Annotated in this window: 18 protein-coding genes and 1 tRNA gene; 6 read left to right on the top strand and 13 right to left on the bottom strand. The window is 34.2% G+C overall.

The window, feature by feature from the left end; genetic code table 11:
- The first annotated feature begins 56 nt into the window (after window positions 1-56).
- Complete coding sequence (locus tag ACNQGJ_RS01700; RefSeq protein ID WP_417970699.1) at window positions 57-674, top strand: hypothetical protein; 618 nt, start codon at window positions 57-59, stop codon at window positions 672-674.
- Between the two features lie 64 nt (window positions 675-738).
- Here the strand turns inward: ACNQGJ_RS01700 and dprA are convergent, their stop codons facing one another.
- A complete protein-coding gene (dprA, locus tag ACNQGJ_RS01695; protein WP_417970701.1) occupies window positions 739-1,839 on the bottom strand; it encodes a DNA-processing protein DprA in 1,101 nt (366 codons plus the stop codon).
- A 102-nt stretch (window positions 1,840-1,941) separates the two neighbouring features.
- Between dprA and ACNQGJ_RS01690 the strand changes: the two genes are divergently transcribed.
- The gene (locus ACNQGJ_RS01690) at window positions 1,942-2,889 is read left to right on the top strand and encodes an HU domain-containing protein (RefSeq protein WP_417970703.1); all 948 of its coding nucleotides are present in this window, start codon (window positions 1,942-1,944) and stop codon (window positions 2,887-2,889) included.
- Window positions 2,890-2,946: 57 nt separating this feature from the next.
- Here the strand turns inward: ACNQGJ_RS01690 and ACNQGJ_RS01685 are convergent, their stop codons facing one another.
- The 6 genes from ACNQGJ_RS01685 to ACNQGJ_RS01660 form a co-directional block, all read right to left on the bottom strand.
- Window positions 2,947-5,214 carry a helix-turn-helix domain-containing protein gene (locus ACNQGJ_RS01685; protein WP_417970705.1) on the bottom strand — a complete coding sequence of 756 codons (2,268 nt, stop codon included), beginning with the start codon at window positions 5,212-5,214 and terminating at the stop codon, window positions 2,947-2,949.
- Window positions 5,215-5,510: 296 nt separating this feature from the next.
- Window positions 5,511-6,122, bottom strand: coding sequence for an OmpH/Skp family outer membrane protein (locus ACNQGJ_RS01680; protein ID WP_417970707.1), 612 nt, complete (start codon window positions 6,120-6,122; stop codon window positions 5,511-5,513).
- Between the two features lie 245 nt (window positions 6,123-6,367).
- Window positions 6,368-7,216, bottom strand: a complete 849-nt coding sequence (locus ACNQGJ_RS01675; RefSeq protein ID WP_417970709.1) for a class I SAM-dependent methyltransferase — start codon at window positions 7,214-7,216, stop codon at window positions 6,368-6,370.
- Between the two features lie 137 nt (window positions 7,217-7,353).
- Complete coding sequence (gene mnmG, locus ACNQGJ_RS01670) at window positions 7,354-9,225, bottom strand: tRNA uridine-5-carboxymethylaminomethyl(34) synthesis enzyme MnmG (protein ID WP_417970711.1); 1,872 nt, start codon at window positions 9,223-9,225, stop codon at window positions 7,354-7,356.
- A 138-nt stretch (window positions 9,226-9,363) separates the two neighbouring features.
- Window positions 9,364-9,783 (bottom strand): rRNA maturation RNase YbeY, encoded by a 420-nt coding sequence (gene ybeY / locus ACNQGJ_RS01665; RefSeq protein WP_417970713.1) that lies wholly within the window; start codon window positions 9,781-9,783, stop codon window positions 9,364-9,366.
- Window positions 9,780-13,082, bottom strand: a complete 3,303-nt coding sequence (locus ACNQGJ_RS01660; RefSeq protein ID WP_417970715.1) for a hypothetical protein — start codon at window positions 13,080-13,082, stop codon at window positions 9,780-9,782. Before ACNQGJ_RS01660 ends, ybeY begins: the two co-directional genes overlap by 4 nt.
- 143 nt (window positions 13,083-13,225) lie before the next feature.
- On the opposite strand from ACNQGJ_RS01660, the gene gltX reads away from it, so the two are divergent.
- Window positions 13,226-14,731, top strand: a complete 1,506-nt coding sequence (gene gltX / locus ACNQGJ_RS01655) for a glutamate--tRNA ligase (RefSeq protein WP_417970717.1) — start codon at window positions 13,226-13,228, stop codon at window positions 14,729-14,731.
- 94 nt (window positions 14,732-14,825) lie between these two features.
- On the opposite strand, the gene ACNQGJ_RS01650 is transcribed toward gltX, so the two are convergent.
- Complete coding sequence (locus ACNQGJ_RS01650; protein WP_417970719.1) at window positions 14,826-15,467, bottom strand: outer membrane beta-barrel protein; 642 nt, start codon at window positions 15,465-15,467, stop codon at window positions 14,826-14,828.
- 77 nt (window positions 15,468-15,544) lie between these two features.
- On the opposite strand from ACNQGJ_RS01650, the gene ACNQGJ_RS01645 reads away from it, so the two are divergent.
- Window positions 15,545-16,537, top strand: a complete 993-nt coding sequence (locus ACNQGJ_RS01645; protein ID WP_417970721.1) for an SPFH domain-containing protein — start codon at window positions 15,545-15,547, stop codon at window positions 16,535-16,537.
- A gap of 27 nt (window positions 16,538-16,564) precedes the next feature.
- On the opposite strand, the gene ACNQGJ_RS01640 is transcribed toward ACNQGJ_RS01645, so the two are convergent.
- The 4 genes from ACNQGJ_RS01640 to ACNQGJ_RS01625 form a co-directional block, all read right to left on the bottom strand.
- Complete coding sequence (locus ACNQGJ_RS01640; RefSeq protein ID WP_417970723.1) at window positions 16,565-16,861, bottom strand: DUF6327 family protein; 297 nt, start codon at window positions 16,859-16,861, stop codon at window positions 16,565-16,567.
- Between the two features lie 3 nt (window positions 16,862-16,864).
- A complete protein-coding gene (locus ACNQGJ_RS01635; protein WP_417970725.1) occupies window positions 16,865-17,218 on the bottom strand; it encodes a competence protein in 354 nt (117 codons plus the stop codon).
- 39 nt (window positions 17,219-17,257) lie between these two features.
- Window positions 17,258-17,587 (bottom strand): YtxH domain-containing protein, encoded by a 330-nt coding sequence (locus ACNQGJ_RS01630; RefSeq protein ID WP_417970727.1) that lies wholly within the window; start codon window positions 17,585-17,587, stop codon window positions 17,258-17,260.
- Window positions 17,588-17,890: 303 nt separating this feature from the next.
- Window positions 17,891-19,993 (bottom strand): glutamine--tRNA ligase/YqeY domain fusion protein, encoded by a 2,103-nt coding sequence (locus ACNQGJ_RS01625; RefSeq protein WP_417970729.1) that lies wholly within the window; start codon window positions 19,991-19,993, stop codon window positions 17,891-17,893.
- Window positions 19,994-20,120: 127 nt separating this feature from the next.
- Between ACNQGJ_RS01625 and folB the strand changes: the two genes are divergently transcribed.
- Both folB and ACNQGJ_RS01615 read left to right on the top strand, forming a co-directional pair.
- Window positions 20,121-20,480: a dihydroneopterin aldolase gene (folB, locus tag ACNQGJ_RS01620; RefSeq protein ID WP_417970731.1), complete on the top strand. Its 360-nt coding sequence runs from the start codon at window positions 20,121-20,123 to the stop codon at window positions 20,478-20,480.
- A 104-nt stretch (window positions 20,481-20,584) separates the two neighbouring features.
- Window positions 20,585-20,655 (top strand) — tRNA-Cys (locus tag ACNQGJ_RS01615).
- An 843-nt stretch (window positions 20,656-21,498) separates the two neighbouring features.
- On the opposite strand, the gene ACNQGJ_RS01610 is transcribed toward ACNQGJ_RS01615, so the two are convergent.
- On the bottom strand, window positions 21,499-22,176 hold the full coding sequence (locus ACNQGJ_RS01610) for a LysE family translocator (RefSeq protein ID WP_417970733.1): 678 nt from the start codon (window positions 22,174-22,176) through the stop codon (window positions 21,499-21,501).
- Window position 22,177 lies beyond the last annotated feature (1 nt).

The raw sequence follows: 22,177 nt of genomic DNA, 5'->3' as shown, positions 1-22,177 counted from the left end.
TTAGATTTATAACTAGATACCTTCCAAAATGTTTTAGATAACACTAAATCCATTAGATGAAAAACATACACCTTTGTTTAATAACAATTTCAATATATTTATTAACTATTGGTTTATCGGCACAAACTGCGTCAGATACTATTTTTTTATTGAAAGACAATAATTACAAAATTTATATTGAACCCAATAAAAATGATGTTAAATATCGTTCATTTGTAAAAGAATCGAGGGATAACAAAATTCTTGATTTACCTGCAAAATGGGTTCCTTTGTATGTCCATAAAGGCAATTATTATGTATATGAACCTTGTGATTTGGGAACTAACACATCAATTTATTTATCAAAAAAACAAATTTATTTTTATGGCTTTGAATTAAACAATCATAAACTAAATTCAAAACTTAAAAAAGTAGAAGATTCTCATTATGGATTATCCTATATAGATTTAGATAAAAAAATTGTTTCGGTTGATATATACATCATTGATAAATTAAAAATGGTTTCCATATTTAAATACAAAAATCAGAAGAAAAAAATTAGTTACCAGCTCATGATTGACCAAAATAAAATTAATGAATTTCAGATGATTGTAAATGAATGTACTGATAACAAAGTCCAAGAATTTACATTTGAAACAGTAGATTATCAAAAACTAATAAAAGAAGCAAAATAGTTATCATTATATTTAAATGACTTAAAAACAGAAGGCATTAGTAAAAACGATTGCATTTTTTTTATCAAATCGCCTCAAACAATTTCCCTGGCAAAGGCCGAATTACTCCTTTCAATTCCATATTCAACAGCATTCCAGAGATTTTATAAATAGGAAAATCACAACGCAGCGCAATGATATCCATTAATTCTTTTCCAGTTTTTAACAGGTAATCATATACTTTTTGCTCGTCTTCCTCTAAGCCTACAAACAATTGCTTTTGTACGGGTTTTGTTTCCTTCTGAATATCCCAATTCAAAATATAAATCAAATCTGCGGCGCTGGTAAGCAGGTTTGCTTTTTGGGTTTTTATCAGGTTGTTGCAACCCTGACTGTACTTATCAGTCACACGTCCTGGAACCGCAAAAACATCCCGGTTGTAATCATTGGCCATATTGGCTGTGATTAATGAACCACCTCTATCCGCTGATTCAATTACGATAGTCGCCTCAGACATTCCTGCGACGATGCGGTTTCTTCGAACAAAATTTTCTTTATCTGGATTGGAGGAGCTCCAAAACTCAGTCATAAAACCACCGTTCTGTTCTACTTTGGCGACGTATTTTTTATGGGTTTTCGGGTAAATTTGGTTCAAACCATGCGCCACCACGCCTATCGTTTGTAAATTGTGTTCCATTGCCAGTTGATGCGCCACAATATCAACGCCATAGGCAAATCCACTGACAATTATAGGATCTAGCGGAGCCAAATCTTCTATCAGTTTTCTGCAAAATTCCGTACCGTATGAGGTAATTTGGCGGGTACCAACAATGCTGATTACTCTTCTGTTTTTTAAATTAATATTTCCCGATGTGAATAATAAAAGTGGTCCATCAATACAATGTTTTAAGCGTTCCGGATAATCTTCATCCTGAAAATAAACTACATTGATTTCATTCGCTTTTATAAACTCCAGTTCCTGAGTTGCTTTTTCGAAAACGGATTTGTCCTTTAGATTTTTCAGCAAAACAGATCCTACTCCATCAATAGCAGCAAGTTGCGATGCTTTAGAATTAAAAACTGCTTCTGCTGAACCAAAATGAGTAAGGAGTTTTTTGGCCATTATGTCACCCACTCCTTCTATTCTTTGCAATGCCAATAAATAAAATAAATCCTGCTCTTTCATGCTAATTATTTGAGACTGAAATGTATAAATTTTTATGCGAATTGTTAATAAAAATTGTGAATAAAATTTTGATAAGTATTTTCGTTGTATAACTTTGTAACTATGAAAATCGAACCATACATCGCGCAGCTTTTATACCGTTATCAATGTGTAACCGTTCCGGGTTTTGGAGCTTTTTTGACCGAAATTCAATCGGCAAAACGAAACGAAAGCTCGAATTCGTTTTCTCCTCCTAAAAAAATGATTGCTTTCAATGCAAATTTGAAAAACAATGATGGTTTATTAGCCAATCATATCGCTTTAGCTGAGAAAACTTCTTATGAATATGCCGTAAGCGCAATTCAATATGAAGTTTTTAATTGGAAAAAAGCACTAGAAGAAAATGAATTTTTTTCTATAAAAAATGTGGGAGATCTTCGTTTGAACGCGGATAAAAATATAGTTTTCACGCCATGCGATCAAACCAATTATTTAACCAGTTCTTTTGGGTTGGCTCCTTTTATTTCACCACTTGTTAAAAGAGAAATCTTCGAAAAAGAAATTGAAGCTATTGAAGAAAAAGCAACCATCACAATGGTTCCTGAAGAAACCAGAAACGCAAATCCATATTTAAAGTATGCCGCTATTTTTGTATTAGGGTTAGCACTTGCGGGAAGCGTTGGTTATCCAATGTATCAAAACCAAATCGCCTCAGAAACGATTCTTGTTGAAACTACCGTTCAAAAGCAAGTTCAAAATAAAATTCAGCAAGCCACTTTCTTCATCGAAAGTCCTGTTCCTGCTGTTACACTTTCCGTAAAATCGGCTACCGAAATAAAAATGCCGTATCACATTATGGCTGGAGTGTACCGCGAAGAAAAAAATGCCAATAAGACGTTGCGAATTTTAAATCGTTTAGGATATGATGCCAAACGAATCGCTCCTAATAAAAACGGTTATTTTCCGGTTTTATATGGCAGCTACGCCACATTTGCTGAAGCTGAAAAAGCAAAAAAAGAAATTAATAAAAAGCACAATCCAGAGGCTTGGATATTGATTCAATCACTATAAAAACCAAAACCCTATTCGGTTAGGAATAGGGTTTTTTAGTTTTAGCGTTTTGTTGTTTTAGTTCAAACTCGCTTTGTACATTCTGGCTTCTTCCCAAGAGAATTTATGACCATGTTTTTCCATTAAGGTATTTAGCGATTCTTCTTTGTAACCGGCAAAAGCAGCCGCTAAATCCTGCATTTTATCCTCCGGCAAAACTTCCGAAATGGATACCGCTTTGGTTTGTATCAATTTTACAAAATGCGAGTAAATTGTTTGTTTCGTCAGCACTCTGATTGTCGCAATATCCGCAATTGATTTCTTCTCCACCCACAACTCATAGGTTTCCTGAACCGTTGATTTTTTAGGTGCTGCTGTTTTTGATTTTTTCGAAGTATAGCGTTCCACGTCTTTTTCGTCTTCAATCAGCGTGATATTTAATTCCTTGAATTGATTTTGTATGACTTCCGTTTTTCGACTAATGTATTTTTTTATTTCTGAGGACGTCAATTTCTCTTTCGAAATAGTTTCTCCTGCAACAACCGTTTCAATCAATAATTTGGCCTTCATTAGGCGCAGAACGGCTTTGGTTTGCAATTCTTCCAGAACGATTAATTCATCATAAAATGCCTTTACTTTCTTGATGCGTTTAACTTCCTCCAGTTTCCAAAGGATTTCAAAAACCAAATCGTCCATTGGTTTTAGGAAATAACTGAAAGCAGCTTGAATGCGTGCCGATACATGATTCAAATCGACCGTTTCCTGAGCAAAAAGGGTATTCAATTGTGAAATGAATTTTCTGGATGGATCCAAAAGCTGTTCGATGACTTCCGTTTGCTTTTTGGCCCAAACGGCATGTTTGGATTTCTCCGAGATTTCTGATTTTTCGTTGTAACTGAATCTATGATTGCGCCATTCCTGCGCCAAATCACTCCAATCGAAAGTGTTTATCAGATAATTATGGATGAAATTTTTAGTTTCAAAATGCAGGGCATTCTCTAAAAATGAATCCGAAGCTTTGTTTAATGAATAATCCATCACATCCTGATCATTTGAAATGCCGTTCATCCTTAATGGAGAAAGCAAGATAAGCCCTTCTAGCGAGCGCAAACGGGATAACGCAACATAAGCTTGCCCTGGAAGAAAAACTTGCGAAACGTCAAGCGCTGCTTTGTCAAATGTTAAGCCCTGACTCTTATGAACTGTAATAGCCCAAGCTAATTTGATAGGATAATGCACAAAAGTCCCCAAAACCTCTTCTTCAATTTCTTTGGTGGTTTCATCTACTTTGTAGCGGATGTTTTGCCATTCGTATTTTTCGACTTCTATGGTTTTGTTTTCTTCCGGGAAATGAACCAAGATTTCCTGAGGCGACAACGATTTGATAATTCCCATTTTTCCGTTGAAATAGTGTTTATCAAAAGACAAATCATTTTTTACAAACATGATCTGCGCGCCCACTTTCAGTTGTAATTGTTGTTCTACGGGAAATATCTTCTCCGGAAAATCTCCCGTTATTTCCGGTTTATACACCATTGTGTTTCCTTCCAAATCTTCCAAAGCCTTGGCATTCATCGTATCGGCCTTGTTGTTGTGCGTGGTTAATGTGATGTATCCCTTATTGGCTTTTAAATCAAAATCCGGTTTTACATATTGGTTTAAAGTTTGAATGTCTTGCTGCGAAATCTCGTTGTTACGCAAATTATTCAAAACCGCAATAAACGTATCGTCGGTTTGGCGAAAAATCTTGGATAATTCAATATATAATGGCGGATTTTGCTGCACGACATGTGAATGGAAAAAGAATTTACCTTTGTAATAGGTTTTCAGCGTCCGCCATTCTTCGTCCCGAATTACCGGTGGCAACTGCAATAAATCCCCAATGTACAACACTTGAACACCACCAAAAGCACTGTTTTTTTTTCGTACCGTTTGCATCATATAATCCATAGCGTCCAGTAAATCAGCACGAAGCATACTGACTTCATCAATAATCAACAATTCCATATTGCGAATCACTGATTTCTTTAAACCACTCATTTTAAAATGCCTGCGCAAGGTCGCTTTGGTTTCAAATTTAGTGCTTTCAGAAAATTGAGGCGAAGAATTATCGGGAATAAATCCTCCAAAGGGCAGCTGAAACATCGAATGTATCGTTACACCGCCCGCATTTAATGCGGCAATTCCAGTTGGAGCCACAACAACGGTGTTCTTATGTGTAGTTTGGATAATTTCCCGTAATAGCGTGGTTTTTCCCGTTCCTGCTTTCCCGGTAAGGAATACAGATCGATGGGTTTGATTGATAAATCGTAACGTGTAAGCGGCGGCTTCTGAAATGGTTTGCATGTGGCGTATATATATAATGCTAAAGTATTGAAAATTAGGAGTACTTTTTTAACTCTTGGCAAACATTTTAGGATTATAATTCGAATGTTTTTTAGCCCTGATAGCAGCGGAAATCCTCGAGATTTAGAAAGTGATTTTTTCTAGCTGGAAAAGAGCGACCAGCGGAAGCTCCTTTTACAGGTAAGAAAAAACACTTTCTAAACGAGAGATTATAGCGAATAGCGGGAAATAGCTCCAAAAAAAATGCCTTCAATCTAACAGTAGACGAAGGCAATTTTTGAATTAATATAAAAAAATTATTTTTTAGCTTCTGCTGTTTCTTCCGTTTTTGCAGGAGTTTTGTATTTGTCGTTCAAGGCTTTGATGATCTCTTTTGTGATATCAAATTTATCTTCAGCGTATAAAATTGAAGCCGCATCACCTGTACCGTAGATGTATGCATACCCTTTATCTTTACCGTATGCTTTGATGAATTTTTTTACGCCGCTTACTAAAGAATCCATTTCTTTGCCACTTTCTTGCTGCAATTCTTGAGACAGTGCTTGTTGCGCATAGCCTAATTGTTGTTCCTTTTTTTGCAATTCGGCTCCCTTTTGTTGTGCCCAAGCCTGGCCATTTGCTTGTGCTTGCGTTTGAAAACTGGCAGCTTCCTGCTTGAATCTTGCAATTTCAGCTTCTAATTGTCTTCCTTTTTCTTCTGCTTTTGTTTTATATTTTGCTTCAAGGTCTTTTGCCTCTGTATATTCTTTCATTAATTCAGAAGTGTCTACGTAAGCTGTTTTTACTTCTTTAACTGCTGCTGGTTTATTACAAGCAACAAGTGAAATTGAAAGTGCGATAATTACTAATGCTTTTTTACTCATATTTTTAATATTTCTTTTTTGGTATTCGTGAATCTTCGATTTCATTTTAGTTAATTTCTAATTTTTAAATATTGGTGACAAAAATATAAAAAAATAGATAGCATTGACATAAAGTTTAAAAATTGCTCTCTATTTCTATTATAAGAATTTATTATCGTTATTAATAAACGTATAATTAATGACTATTAAAATCGAAGTCCATATCTTTTAAATTATCGAATTAGTTTACAAATACATGTAACGACTTCGACTTTGTCTAAAAGCACGCTTAAATGCGCTTAATTTGACTTTTAATTGTTTTTCAGGATGTAAATGTGTGAAGAATACTCTAAATTCTTCTTTGCCTTCCAATTCGATTGCAATCCAACAAAAAACGCTCTAATATAATTCATTGTTCCTGTCTTGTATTTTTCCGAAAGCAAAGCAACATAAAATGAATCAAATTTCATAGGAAGTACTTTTACCAATTTTATTTCTTCTTTCTCGAAAAGTCCCTGAATTGCCGTTTTAGAAAAATGCCAAAAATGAATCGGCACATCATAAGCAGCCCAAAACTTTCCGTAATGTTTTGCATCAAATGACTTAAAATTTGGAACCGCAATTATCAAAGTTCCGTTTGGTTTTAATAATCGCTTTAGTTCTTTTATTTGGTTTTCTAAATTTGGAACGTGTTCCAAAACATGCCACATTGAAATCACATCAAAAGAATGATTGTCTAATTCGCTGGTTTCTCCAACAAATGAAACGCCTTTCTTTTTTGCAATTGCTTTTGCTTTTTCGCTTGGCTCCACTCCTATGGTATGCCAACCGTTTTCTTTGGCCACCGATAAAAAATCTCCTGTTCCGGCACCAATATCTAAAATACTTCCTTTATTAGGTTGCAATGAATTAATTAAATTCAATTTATTTCTGAGTGCAATAGTTTTTACAAAATGATATGCTTTTTCAAACAGAGATCGTTTGCTGTCTGTGTGCGAAATATAATCCACGCTTTCGTAATACTTCCCCAAATTTTCTAAACTGGGTTGTGGAGCGGTAATCAGCATGTCTAATTTCTCGTCATGATACAAATTGAAAAATTCCTGAGAAACAGAATAATCTTTCACGGTTAAAAAAGGAGGTTGATTTGAAATGTTCATATTGTTGTTTTTCAGTTTCCAGCTGCAGTTTCCAGCTGAATCCCTTTGTATATAATGCAAATTTAATTTTGTTTCACGTGGAACGTATTGTCATGTATTCATTTTTTTACTGAACACTGAGACCGTAAACTACTTTCTTACCGTCCCATATAAATCAACAACACTGAAACATCACTTGGCGAAACACCACTGATTCGTGAAGCTTGAGAAATGGTTACAGGGCGAATTTTGCTTAATTTTTGTTTTGCTTCAATTGACATGGATTTAATTTTCTCATAATCGAAATTTTCCGGAATTTTTACATCTTCTAATCGAAGTAGTTTATCGGCATTGTTTCTTTCTTTTTCTATGTAACCAGAGTATTTCACTTGGATTTCGGCTTGTTCCAAAATTTCCTGGTCCACATCATGGCTCGCAACATATGCCAATACCTTTTCAAACTTCATCATGTCGTCTAAATCAATTTGCGGACGCGAAAATACTTTGAACATTTTATCTCCTTGCGCAATCAGTGCCGTTTCCTTTGCTTCTAAAACTGGATTTGCCTCGGCAACGGTAACGCTTGTTTCTTTGAAGAAAGCCACCATTTTTTCTGATTCATTTAATTTGTGTTCCATTCTGCGTAAACGCGCTTCAGAAGCCAAACCTATTTCATGTGACATGGGAGTTAATCGGAAATCGGCATTGTCCTGACGCAAAAGCGTTCTGTATTCTGCGCGAGAAGTAAACATTCTATAAGGCTCTTCTGTTCCTTTCGTGATTAAATCGTCAATCAAAACTCCGATATATGCTTCGTCTCTTTTTAAAATTAACGGCGCTTTTTCATGTACTTTCAAATGCGCATTTATTCCAGCCATCAATCCTTGCGAAGCCGCTTCTTCATATCCAGTAGTGCCATTTATTTGTCCGGCAAAATACAATCCTTCAATAAGTTTTGTTTCCAAAGTATGTTTCAATTGCGTAGGCGGGAAATAATCATATTCGATTGCATAGCCCGGACGAAAGAATTTGACTTTCTCAAATCCTACAACAGAACTCAATGCCTTGAATTGAATATCCTCAGGAAGTGATGTGGAAAATCCATTCACATACACTTCGCACGTATTCCATCCTTCCGGCTCAACAAACAATTGGTGTCTTTCCTTATCAGCAAAACGATTAATTTTATCTTCAATTGATGGACAATATCTAGGTCCAAGACTTTTAATTCTTCCATTAAACATTGGAGAACGATCAAAACCCTCTCTTAAAATATCGTGAACCTCAAGAGAGGTATACGTCATGTGACACGACTTCTGATGAATCAACGGCGACGTTACATCCGAATAGGAAAATTTATCCGGTTTGGCATCTCCTTTTTCTTCATTCATTTTAGAATAATCCAAAGAACGTCCATCGACTCTGGGAGGTGTTCCCGTTTTCATACGACCCGATTGAAAACCAGCAGCAACTAAATCTTCGGTGATTCCATACGCAGCACTCTCGCCTGCTCTGCCGCCACCAAATTGTTTTTCACCAATATGAATTAAACCATTTAGGAACGTTCCGTTAGTCAACACAACTGATTTAGATCGAATCTCTACTCCAAGGGATGTTCGGATTCCTTTTATTTTTCCGTTTTCAATAATCAAACCTTTTACCATTTCTTGGTAAAAATCAAGATTTGGAGTTCCTTCCAACATCATTCTCCACTCCTCAGCAAAACGCATACGGTCACTTTGAACACGCGGAGACCACATTGCAGGCCCTTTAGATTTATTCAGCATCTTGAACTGAATTGCAGTCCTGTCAGAAACAATTCCAGAGTACCCACCCAAGGCATCAATCTCACGTACAATCTGTCCTTTGGCAATTCCGCCCATTGCAGGGTTACAGGACATTTGGGCAATATTCTGCAAGCTCATGGTAACCAACAGCGTTTTTGAACCTAGATTTGCAGCGGCAGCAGCGGCTTCAGAACCGGCATGTCCCGCGCCAACCACTATTACATCGTATTCATTTTGAAACATCTTCTTTTATAATTTAATCCTAATTAAGGAGTGTAATTTTGTATTCTGTATTTTTTTGTTCCACGTGAAACAGTGTAAAGAAATTATTTAACAAACTATCGGTGTTCCACGTGAAACACTTCAAATGTTTACAACCCACTATTGTTCCACGTGAAACATAGCGATTTTTTCATCTTCTTTGGATCTCATTAAGAATTCCTCAGCTTCGCCTTTGTCTTTATAGCCGCAGTAGTGTAAAATACCATGTACTAAAACGCGCTTTAATTCTTCCTCAAAAGAAACATTAAAGTCGGCAGCATTATCTTTTACTCTTTCGATCGAAACAAAAATGTCTCCGTGCAATTCATTGCCCATCGAATAATCAAAACTGATAATATCCGTTAATGTATCGTGTTGCAGATATTCCACATTGATTTTGTACAAATATTCATCGTCGCAAAAGATATAATTTATCTCCCCTTCTTTCTTATTTTCCGATGTAATAACAGTACCCAGCCAAGCGGCAGTAGCTTCTTCGTTTTCTAAATTGAAATCGGTTTCGTAATTAAAATTGATCATTTTATTTTAAAATATTCTTGAACCTTTTGATTAAAATTCGAGCGCAAAGGTAAGGATTGTCTATTTAATATTTCTATGCTATTCAAATAATCTAATAAAGCAGCTGGCAGCGCATTAGATCGATTATTAAACTCCTTTTTATTGCTTTCTGACTGACGTTTATTTTCCTCTCCTTGCTGTTGAATGGCTGAATTCAATTTCAGCAATTCCTGCTTCACGTTCAAAATCTTTTGGAGCGTTTCATTCTTAAAACCTTTGTTCAATAATTGCTTTTCAATTTGCTTCATTTGTTCCAACGCACTTTGTCCATTGCCTCCTAATCCTTGTTTAGTAAGTTCGTTTTCCAATGCTTCGCGCAATTGTTTTTGCTCTTTGTAAATTTCCATTATAGCTTGCGCATCTCCTTCACCACCCTCTCCATCTTGACCCGACTCACCAGGCTTACCTTCTTTGCCCTTTTGCCCTTTTGGACCATCGCCCTCTTTCTCGCCCTTTTTTATTCCGCCTTTCATTTTCTCACCAAGACCTTCTTGCTTTTTAATAATGTCAGGCAATTGCATTCCTTGTCCTTGACCCGGTTTTGGTTTCCCAGAACCCATTGCTGACATTTGCATTTGCATATTGTTAAGCATGTTACTAAGAAAATCTGCTAGCTTGTTAGCGGCTGAGATAGTGTATTGTTGGTGCGACAACCCTTTTGGAACTTGAGAGTCAGTTAAACTGGTTAACGACTTATCAACGTTGTAAATTACATTGCCAATTTCTTCTGTGATTTCCTCCGCAATTTTTGGATTCCGCAGTGACATCGCAAATAAGCTATCGTCAACATGTTTGAACTGCTGCTTTAAATCCTGTTGAATTTTGATGTTTTTATTAAATGACGGAGATCCTGAATTGTGCTTTTTAAACTGGTTCATCAAGTCTTCCTGTGACAAAGAAAACGCCAATAAATTGTCCAGAATTTGTCGCAACATTGCAACATCTTCCTGCAACTGTTCCATCTCACCTTCCTCCAAAGTTTGTGCCATTTTTTGCGACATCTCTTTCATTTTTTTAGAAGCACTTTTTTGATTTGGCTTCGCTTTATCTTTTTTGTCTTTTTTCAATTCCTCAGAAGCTTTCTTTAAATCATCGTCAATACTCTTTTCTTTAGCATCGTCTTTTGGTAAATCCAAAGGTGATTTTAATTCCTTGTTTTCTTTTTCCAAATCATTTAAATCTTCTTGAATTTTGTCAAACTCAGCATTGATGTCTTCCTGTTTATCAAGTTTATTTTCCTTTTCATCATCGGATAATTTATCTTGTTTTTCAGAAAGCTTGTCCAGTTTGTCTCCCAATTGCTCTGCTTTTTTCTCTACATAAAACTTCTTCGTCAATTCCACCAACTGTTCTAAATTCTTACTTTGGTTTTTACTGTTTTGTTTAAATTTATCCAACTTAGACAGCAGTTCTTCATTCTGAATTTTATCGTTGAGTTCTTTTAATTCCTCTAAAAGCTTCTGGTTTTTTTCCGATTCCTTTTCTGCTTTATCCATTCGCTTTTGAAGCGCTTCTTTTAATTCATCCTTTTTATCGGTTTTAAATTGCTCCAAGTTATCATTCATTTTTTTTGTGAATTCCTCCATCATCTCTTCTTGTTTCATCTGACGTTTGATGAAATCATTTACTTTTTGCTGATCTTTGAAATCCAGATTTTCTTTCTCTTTTCCGGTTTTTTGCAACTTCTCCATTTCAGAAATTTGCTTATCCTGCTTTTCTAAAGACTTCTCTAAACTATTAATATTATCATTTTGTTGATCCAAGATTTGCTCCTCTTTTTCTTCGTTTGTAGCCACCCTATTGGAAAAAACGGAAGACTTCGTGCTTTTAAAATTATGTATTCCATCATTGTCAAAAACTTCAAAATAATAATCGTAAGAAACCCCTTGCTCTACAGGAAGGTTACTTGGAAAAGAAAACACGAACTGATCAAAAGCACTTTTCTTAATAGCAATTGTTCCTTTTTTAGCGGATCGTGGCTTCTCTCTTTCATAATATACAATTTGAAGTTTAGACAGACCATAATCATCTGAAATTTGTCCTAACACATAGTTCTTACCGACCTTTAAACTATCAGGTGCATTGTCTACGCTGATTGTTGGAAACTGATCTTTAATAATAGTAAGCTGATAATTAAGTTTCTCATAGTCTTGAACCTTCTCATTTGAAGTGAGAATTTGATACTCTGTATTTTGAACTATACTTTTCGATAAAATAAAGGTATCTCCTCTTTTTGAAAAAGAAGTTTTTAAAATCCCATCCATCCACGTAACATTTTGGGTCGCTTGAGTTTCTATTTTCCAAGTTACACTCGTTCCTTCCGGAATTACTGCATTTCCTGTTCCATTTAAAGTTTCTGCTTTTTTATTCAAATAAGAAGGAAAGTTCAACTGCATTTGAAAATTTGCAATCGAAGGAACGGTTATTACTTTTAATTCATAATCCACCGAAGAAATAGCATTTCCCTCCACGTGGAACAAACTATTTTTTGACGGCTTCACAATTTTAAATTGAAATTCACCTGCTTTAGAGGATTCCATAAAATAACTTTCGCCATCAATAAAAATCATCGCATTCTCAGGAACTACCTTGCCTTCAGTTTTAATTCGAAGTATAAAATCCTTTCCTTGTTCCGTTTCCAAATTCGAATTTAAAACAACGAATTTAAAAGGAGCTGGCGGCAAAAAAGCGGAATTAAAATGCACTACTCTGTTCAAACTTTGAGAAATTATACTGCTGTTTCCAGAAAGATAAAAGACAGCAAATAACAGCATTGGAATTAAAGCCAAAGGAAAATACTTTTTATTTCCATTATAATTTATAGCATTTCCAAAAGGTATTGGTTGCAACGCATTTGCTTTTTGTTCAATCGAAGCGGCTAATAATTCCGATTTATTTTGATGAATATCAGAATCTGCTAATTGCAGGAAATTCGTCAACTTATCACTCACTTCCTTAAAATGATTTCCAATAATAGTTGACGCCTGGCTGTAATCGATTCCTTTTTTAAGTTTAAATAATTTAAAAAGCGGAAATAAAATAAAACGAAACAACAAATACAGTTCTACTCCTATAAAAGTCCAAAATAAAATGGTTCTTCTCATTGGCTTAAGCCAAAGAAAAAACTCGATAAAAACCGTAAAAAGGAAATATAACAATCCTAAACCGATAAAGAAAATAGTTCCCCGTATCAATTCGTTGGTATAAAACTTCCTAATGAAAGCTTCTAATTTTTGATAAATAAATTCTCGATTTTCCAAAATTTACGCTTTAATTTTTGTAACCATTAAAAGTAATAATTTATATGAATAAAGAAATGTTAAAACTCTTCAAACTTATATTCTCCTTTTTGAATAATCCAATTGAGTAATCGAATTTGTATCTTCGCAAAAAATTTACAGCAATGTCTAAACAAGTTCGCGTGCGTTTTGCACCAAGTCCAACGGGACCTTTACATATTGGCGGCGTTCGTACCGCATTATTCAATTATTTGTTTGCCAAAAAAAACAATGGCATTTTCTTCCTTAGAATTGAAGATACGGATCAAAACCGTTTTGTACCCGGTGCCGAAGAATATATCATGGAAGCACTGGAATGGTTAGGAATTGCGCCAGACGAAACTATAGGTAAAAACGAGAAATTTGGTCCATACCGTCAAAGCGAAAGAAAAGATTTGTACCAACAATATGCGGATAAATTAATCCATTCCGGAAATGCGTACTATGCTTTTGATACAGCCGAAGCCTTGGATACAGCAAGAAAATTAGAAGAAGAGCAAGGAAATACCTTTATATACAATCACCATAACCGAGAAAAACTGGACACTTCATTAGTAATTTCTGCTGACGAAACTGCTAAAAGAATTGCTTCTGGAGAACAGTATGTGATCCGTTTTAAAACTCCAGTGAATGAAACGTTGCATTTGCATGACATCATCCGTGGTGCTGTGAAATTTGAAACGAATCTTTTAGACGATAAAGTATTGTTTAAAAGTGACGGAATGCCAACGTATCATTTGGCTAACATTGTGGATGATCATTTAATGGAAACGTCGCATGTAATTCGTGGTGAAGAATGGTTACCGTCGATGCCTTTGCACGTTTTATTGTACAGAGCATTTGGTTGGGAAGCCCCGGAATTTGCACATTTGCCTTTGATTATGAAACCGATTGGAAATGGAAAATTATCCAAACGTGACGGTGACAAAATGGGATTTCCAGTATTTCCATTGGATTGGAAAACAGCCGACGGCGTTTCATCGGGTTACAGAGAGAAAGGATTTTTCCCAGAGGCCGTAATCAACTTTTTAGCCTTGTTAGGTTGGAACGATGGAACCGAAAAAGAATTATTCACGCTGACAGAATTAGTGGAATCATTTGACCTGAACAGAGTTCATAAAGCTGGAGCTAAATTTGATCCGGAAAAAAATAAATGGTTCAATCACCAATACTTAATCAAACAGGACGATGCAACTTTGGCGCAAGCCTACGCTCCTATTTTAGCTGAAAAAGGGTTTTCTGTTGATGAAAGTGTTGTAACAAAAATGGTTTCTTTAATCAAAGAACGTGCGCACTTTGTCTCTGAATTTTGGGAAATGAGTGATTTCTTTTTTGTGGCTCCAACAACGTATGATGAAAAAGCCAGCAAAAATTGGAAAGCCGAAACACCAACATTAATGCAGGAATTAATAGCTGTAGTAGAGGAAATTACCGATTTCACTTCAATGAATATCGAAACAATCGTAAAAGACTGGATGACGAAAAATGAAATTGGAATGGGAAAAGTAATGCAACCGTTTCGTTTGAGTTTGGTTGGCGCACTGAAAGGGCCTCACCTATTTGATATCGTTGAAGTAATTGGAAAAGAGGAAACCATTAACAGAATTCAAAATGCTATAGCGACTTTATAATTTTTTAAAACATAAAGTTCACCTAAAAGGCTCAAAGTACACTATGATTTTTAGTGCGTTTTGAGCCTTCTTACTTATCTATTTCTGTGGTTTTTTATAAATAAATTATCAAATTCCCATTTAATATTCCAGGATTTCCCTTGAAATCGACTCCTAAATTCTTGTTATTCAAGTTTTCAAGCATGTTATTGACTCCATATTGATAGGAAACATTAGCTCTGAAATGACGAACTCCAAAAGTGATTCCAACCGTTGGATAAAAATTAAAATTTGAAATCTCCCTAATATCTTTGGCTAATAAAGTTGTTCCAGAAATAACATTGTTTTCCTCCGTGTTATCGATATTTAATTTTCCATTTACTTGAAGAATGGGTCCAAATTCAATACTCAAATGATTTTCAATAAGCCTGTAACTCAACTGTAAAGACACTTGAGCCGACGCTAATTTATAATTGACATCTTCCTGTGCCATAGTCAAAGTATTCGTTGCAACAGAAAAATTATTTTCGCTAAACTGAATCGTGTACAACATGTCCCAGTTATTATAGAAATTTCCCCGCATTGAGAGTCCCGCATTCCAACCTAAATCAGGTTTTGTTTGGAAATTATCAGTGTTTAATGTAAATTGATTGATCCCAAAACTAATTCCTATCCTATTTGAATCCCTATATTTATATTGGGAAAAAGCGGCCATGGAAACGAAAATTAAAAATAAAGTAAGCGCTATCTTTCTCATAATTGAAATTTACTAGTACAAACCTAAAGTTTTTTTGTAAATTGTGAGATAATTTTTAACTAAAAACAAATAATAATATGAATATTGCATTAATTATACTACTAGTATTTGGGGTTTTCATTTTACTGTCTTCATTTTTTACGGTAAAACAACAAACAGCAGTTGTTGTAGAGCGATTTGGAAAATTTTTAAGTATCAGACAATCCGGTTTGCAATTGAAAATTCCTTTAATAGACAGAATTGCAGGACGTGTTAATCTAAAAATCCAACAATTAGATGTCATCATTGAAACAAAAACGAAAGACAATGTTTTTGTAAAACTAAAAGTTTCAGTACAATTTATGGTTATCAAAGAGACTGTTTATGATGCTTTTTATAAACTGGAATATCCACACGATCAAATAACTTCTTATGTGTTTGATGTTGTTCGTGCCGAAGTTCCAAAACTAAAACTGGATGATGTTTTTGAAAGAAAAGATGATATTGCCATTGCTGTAAAAGGAGAATTGAATGAAGCCATGACTACTTATGGATACACGATTATCAATACTTTGGTAACGGATATTGATCCGGATATTCAAGTAAAAAATGCTATGAATAGAATTAATGCGGCTGATAGAGAAAAAACAGTTGCTGAATTTGAAGCTGAAGCATCAAGAATTAGAATTGTAGCCAAAGCCGAAGCAGAAGCAGAAAGCAAGCGATTGCAAGGACAAGGTATTGCTAATCAAAGAAGAGAAATTGCCAAAGGTTTAGTAGAAAGTGTCGATGTTTTAAACAGAGTTGGAATAAACTCGCAGGAAGCTTCAGCATTGATTGTAGTTACACAACATTATGATACGCTTCAAGCTATAGGCGCTGATGCAAATTCAAATCTGATTTTATTGCCTAATTCTCCACAAGCTGGAAGTGACATGCTTAATAATATGATTGCTTCCTTCAGTGCTTCCAATCAAGTGGGTGAACTGATGAAAAAAAGAAATGCTAAGGGAGCTTCAAGAAGAGCAGCAAATATTACAGAAATACCTGAAAATCCAGACGCTCCAGAAACTCCGGAGATCGAAGAATAAGTTAGTTGAATTCATAAAAAAAGAGGCTTAAAAGCCTCTTTTTAATTTTGATACCCATTTGATAACCTTCGGAAAAGTCCTAGAAACAAAAGGAATTGCTTTACTCACATATGGAATTGCAAGATTTATTAACGTTCCGTATTTACCCGAAAAAGCATTCAGCGAAGAGCCTATCACACCACTAACAATATGTTGCGGTGTAAAACTTTCTTTGGTTTTTTTGATCCCGAAAACCAGTTTTTGATAACTGATTTCTTTTTCAATTTTTAATATTTCCAGCTCCCTGTCAATCTGAGCATAAGATGAGTATTTTTTTGTTACCATGGTTTAGTCGTCATTAAAAAATATTTCAGAGAATTTCTCTAATACTGACCCTTCAAAAAACCGATCTTTGATTGTGAATAAAAGACCTGTCAAGACAAGGTAGCCTCCTGCAATAATTAAAAATCCTAACGGATAATTATCAAAATAATTCCCAATTGCCATAGCTCCGGCAATAGAACAAAATAATAAAACCATGCTAAAACCTATAAAAATCGACGTAAACTTAAGAATCATGGTGGTTGATTTCATGGCAACCTTAAAACTCCGTAATTTATAATATGCCGCAGTGCTTTCTAAATAAGCTTTGGCTTGTTCTTGAATGTTTTCTGTATTTTCTTTAAGTTCTTCAAAAGCCATGGATTTATTTTTAGAATTTAATAAATTGTTTAATCAAAATTATTTATGAAATTTAGCATTCTGTCGCTTTAATTCAGCTAATTTCTCTTCTAAAAAGGAAATTACATCCTCGGTCTTGTAACTCATATCTGAAACCAGCTCTTGGTACGTTTCCTCTAAGTCAAATTTTGCGATTGAAAATTTATCTTTCATTTCTAAAGATGCATTCTCAAGTTTATATTTTAATTCGTTTTTAACATCCTCAAAACCATATTTAATTTTCTCTCTCGTTACTGAACCTTTATCAGGTGCTAATAATATTCCTATTCCAGCTCCTATTGCTGCTCCTGTTAAAAGAGCCAATAATGTATTTCCTGAATTATTCGACATGATTCTTTATTTTAAATGTTTGTTTCATAAAGATACAGATTTATTAACAGCAACCCGTTAACAACTCGTTAAAGTGTAATTTTACAAGATAAAAGACATATAAAAGCAAGCTGCTGCACAGTTATTTAAATTCTACACGTACAACTGTATATTCTTTAACTGTTTCTTAAAATTAATCTATGAATGTCGTTTTCGATTGAAAAAAAATATTAAAAACAATAAAACTATAAGTGATTACAATAATAAGAAAAGCGCTCATTTAAGAGAGCTTTTAATTGCTAAAATCTATTTAAAAAATAAATTTTATAGTGTAAGTTCATTTAACAATTGCAACACCTTTTCGTTTTTTTCGTTCATTTTTAATTCTGAAAGTTGAATTTCGAAAAGTCTAAAATTATTTGTATTCTTTTGTAAATTTTCAATTGCCAAAATTCTAACAGCCGCCATTTGACTTTTTAAGGACATTGTGTATAATTTTTTCAAGGCCTCTTCTTCAATATCTTTTACTTGTACTTTTTCTGAATGATGTAAAATTAAATTCGCAAACAACAACGAGTTATTATCATTCTTACTGTTTTTGACAATAGTCTGAACGATTAAACTGTAATTATCAATACTCTTTATGTTAACAATAATACCGTTTAAGATCAAATTGGCATTGTTTTCGTCTTTTTCTTTTACATATTTATTGATTTCTTTTTGGGTATTCATCAATAAATTTTCCTCTTTTTTCCCTTTTTCTTCCCAAGCATCTTTCAATCCAACGGTTTTATTAAAGACAATTTTGCCTTTAGTTGAATCTTTATCCACATTGAAATATCCCAAGCGTTGAAACTGGAATTTCTCTCCAGACTGAACCGTTGCTAAACTAGGCTCTACAAATCCTTTTACAGTTTGCAGCGAACTAGGATTCATAAACTCTAAGAAATTTTTCTCTTTATGACTATCGGGCGCTTCATCAATAAACAAGCGATCGTAGAGACGAACTTCTACTTCCAGCGCATGTTTTATAGAAACCCAATGCAAGGTTCCGGCCACTTTGCGTTGACTGGCTTCGCTCCCACTTCCACTTCTACTATCTTCATCATACGTTACATGAATTTCAATAATGGCTCCTGCAGCATCCTTAACAACACTTTCTCCTTTGATGATGTAGGCATTTTTCAAACGTACTTCTCTACCTAAACTCAATCGGAAAAACTTAGCTGGAGCCTCTTCTAAAAAGTCTTCTCTTTCAATAAATAATTCTTTCGAAAAAGGGACTTTTCTAAATCCTGCGCTTTCATCTTCCTGATTATTTTCGGCTTCCAACCATTCTTCTTTACCTTCCGGATAATTTGTAATGACCAATTTTATTGGGTCCAAAACTGCCATAACTCTAGGAGCCGTTTTATTCAAATCTTCGCGCAAGCAAAATTCCAAAAGTGAAAAATCAATAATGTTTTCTCTTTTGGCAACACCAATGCTATCACAAAACTTACGAATAGAAGCAGCGGTATAGCCTCGTCTTCGCAAACCTGAAATAGTTGGCATTCTAGGATCATCCCAACCATTTACAATGTTTTCCTGCACCAATTGTAACAATTTTCGCTTGCTCATTACGGTGTAATTCAAATTCAAACGCGCAAATTCATATTGATGGGGCCTTACTTTTGAGTCATCATCGATTTGGTCTAAAAACCAATTGTATAATTCTCTGTGCATTACAAATTCTAACGTACAAATAGAATGTGAAATTTGCTCTATATAATCGCTTTCCCCATGTGCATAATCGTACATTGGATAAATATTCCATTGATTCCCTGTTCTATGATGATGACGATGTAAAATACGATACATCAATGGATCACGCATCAACATATTAGTGGAAGTCATATCAATTTTGGCACGCAAAACATGACTACCTTCTGGAAAATCTCCATTTTTCATTCCTTCAAATAAAGTAAGATTTTCTTCAATGGAACGGTTTCGATAAGGTCCATCAAATCCAGGCTGTGTTGGCGTTCCTTTTTGAAGCGCCATATCTTCAGAAGATTGACTGTCTATGTACGCTTTTCCGTTTTTAATCATCAAAACTGCCCATTCATATAATTGCTGAAAATAATCAGAAGAATATAATTCCTCCGACCAATTAAACCCCAACCATTTCAAATCTTCTTTTATAGCATCAACATATTCCTGCTCTTCTTTAGCTGGATTTGTGTCGTCAAAACGCAAGTTAACGGGCGCATTGTACTTTAATCCTAATCCAAAGTTCAAGCAAATCGATTTAGCATGACCAATGTGTAAATATCCATTAGGTTCTGGTGGAAAACGGAACCGTAATTTATCTTGGGGAAAACCGTTTGATAAACTGTCTTCAATGATTTGTTCTATAAAATGGAGTGATTTTTCTTCAGTTGACATTTTTTTGTTTTATTTTAGCAAAGATAAAAAAAGTTTAAGGTTAAAGGTTTAAAGTTCGCTAGAAACCTGTAAAAAATTACAATATAGTGCCACCACCTTAATCCTAAAACATTAAACAGAAATAAAAATGGGAATTATAAAACTTAAAAATATCAGAACCTTTTCCTATCACGGTTGTTTACTCGAGGAAGGTAAAATTGGGTCTGACTATACCGTAAATTTAGAAATTAAGACTGATCTTAGAAAATCCAGTCTAACCGATGATTTGAAAGATACAGTGGATTATGTGCTTTTAAATAGTATTGTTGTGGAGGAAATGGCGATTCGTTCCGACTTATTAGAACATGTGGCACACCGAATCATATCGCGCATTTTTGAAGAAATTCCTGAGGTTTCCAGAATTATTGTTGCCGTTTCAAAACTAAACCCTCCTATTGGTGGTGATGTTGAAGCAGTTACTATAGAAATGGAAGAATATAGAAGCTGAATAAGAAATATTGAAAAAGTGTAAAAAAATATTTTTTAAAAATTTTAATCTTTAATCTTTTAAACTTTAAACTTTTTAAGTACTTTTGCCATCCGCTTAACAATGGCGTCGTGGCCGAGCGGCTAGGCTGGGCTCTGCAAAAGCTCCTACTCCGGTTCGAATCCGGACGATGCCTCTAAAACCTTCAAAGCAATTTGGAGGTTTTTTTTGTGTCCAATTTTTAAGAAAAATTAAGTAAAGTATGGTTCAAATCCAGACAATATTCTAAAACCTTCAAAGCAATTTGGAGGTTTTTTTTGTGTCCAATTTTTAAGAAAAATTAAGTAAAGTATGGTTCGAATCCAGACAATATTCTAAAACCTTCAAAGCAATTTGGAGGTTTTTTTTGTGTCCAATTTTTAAGAAAAATTAAGTAAAGTATGGTTCGAATCCAGATAATATTCAAACACCTTCAAAGCAATTTGCAGGTTTTTCTGTGTCCAATTTTTAAGAACAATTAAGTAAAGTATGGTTCGAATCCAGACGATATTCAAAAACTTCAAAGCAATTTGGAGGTTTTTTTTGTGTCCAATTTTTAAGAAAAATTAAGTAAAGTAGGATTCGAATCCAGGCAATATTCAAAAAACTTCAACGCAATTTGGAGGTTTTTTTATGTACAATTTTTAAAAAAAATTAAGTAAAGTAGGATTCGAATCCAGACGATATTCAAAAAACTTTAAAGCAATTTGGAGGTTTTTTTTGTGTCCAATTTTTAAGAAAAATTAAGTAAAGTAGGATTCGAATCCAGACAATATTCTAAAACTTTCAAAGCAATTTGGAGGTTTTTAAATGTCTAATTTTAGGAAAATTAAAGAAGTTTCTATTTTAAACCATTAAGGAATTAAGATAAATTAAGTCTAAATATTAATGAAACTTAATTCCTTAATGGTTTAAAAAACTTATATATTTAAATAAAAAAAGCATTGACCATAATTAATTCATGGTCAATGCTTTTACTATTTTATAAAATTATAATCTGTTAATTATCTATTTTTTCAAATGCTTTTTTAACCATTGCTTTTTCTTCCGGGAACCAACCTTGAGTGATTAAAACCATTCCAAAAACCATCATTACAATACTAATTCCTTTTTTAATTTTAAGGATGTTTACCGGTGTTAGTTTTGTTTTTAATTGTTTAGCTAATAAAATTTTAATACAATCGACAAACAAATAAGAAACAACTACTGATATAAAAAAAGTTATCATTCTAGAGGTTTGCATTTCTAGTTTTGGTCCTACTGAAATAATAATGGCCAACCAAAAACCTAAAACGCCAATATTGATAATGTTTAACAAAAATCCTTTTATAAAAAGGCTCAAATAGTTTTTTTTCACTATTTCACTATCAATAATATCTGTATTTATCTTTTCCTCTTTTTTTAATTGTATGAACGAAATTATACCATAAACGAACATAAGTACGCCGCCGAAAATAAAAAGTGCCGGTTGATCTTTTAAACTTTGAATTAATCTGTAACTGCCTAAATAAGCAATTCCAATAAAAACAATATCTCCGGAAACTACTCCTAAATCAAATACTACTGCAGCTCTAAATCCTTTTATAATACTCGTTTCGAGTAAAATAAAAAAAACAGGACCAATCATAAAACTTAGGAAAATTCCCCAAGGAATACCAGATAAAATATCGTTTATCATT

The sequence above is a fragment of the Flavobacterium cryophilum genome (genome assembly GCF_048286555.1).
In the GTDB taxonomy this organism is placed as follows: domain Bacteria; phylum Bacteroidota; class Bacteroidia; order Flavobacteriales; family Flavobacteriaceae; genus Flavobacterium.
This window is presented reverse-complemented; position numbering and strand designations above follow the sequence as displayed.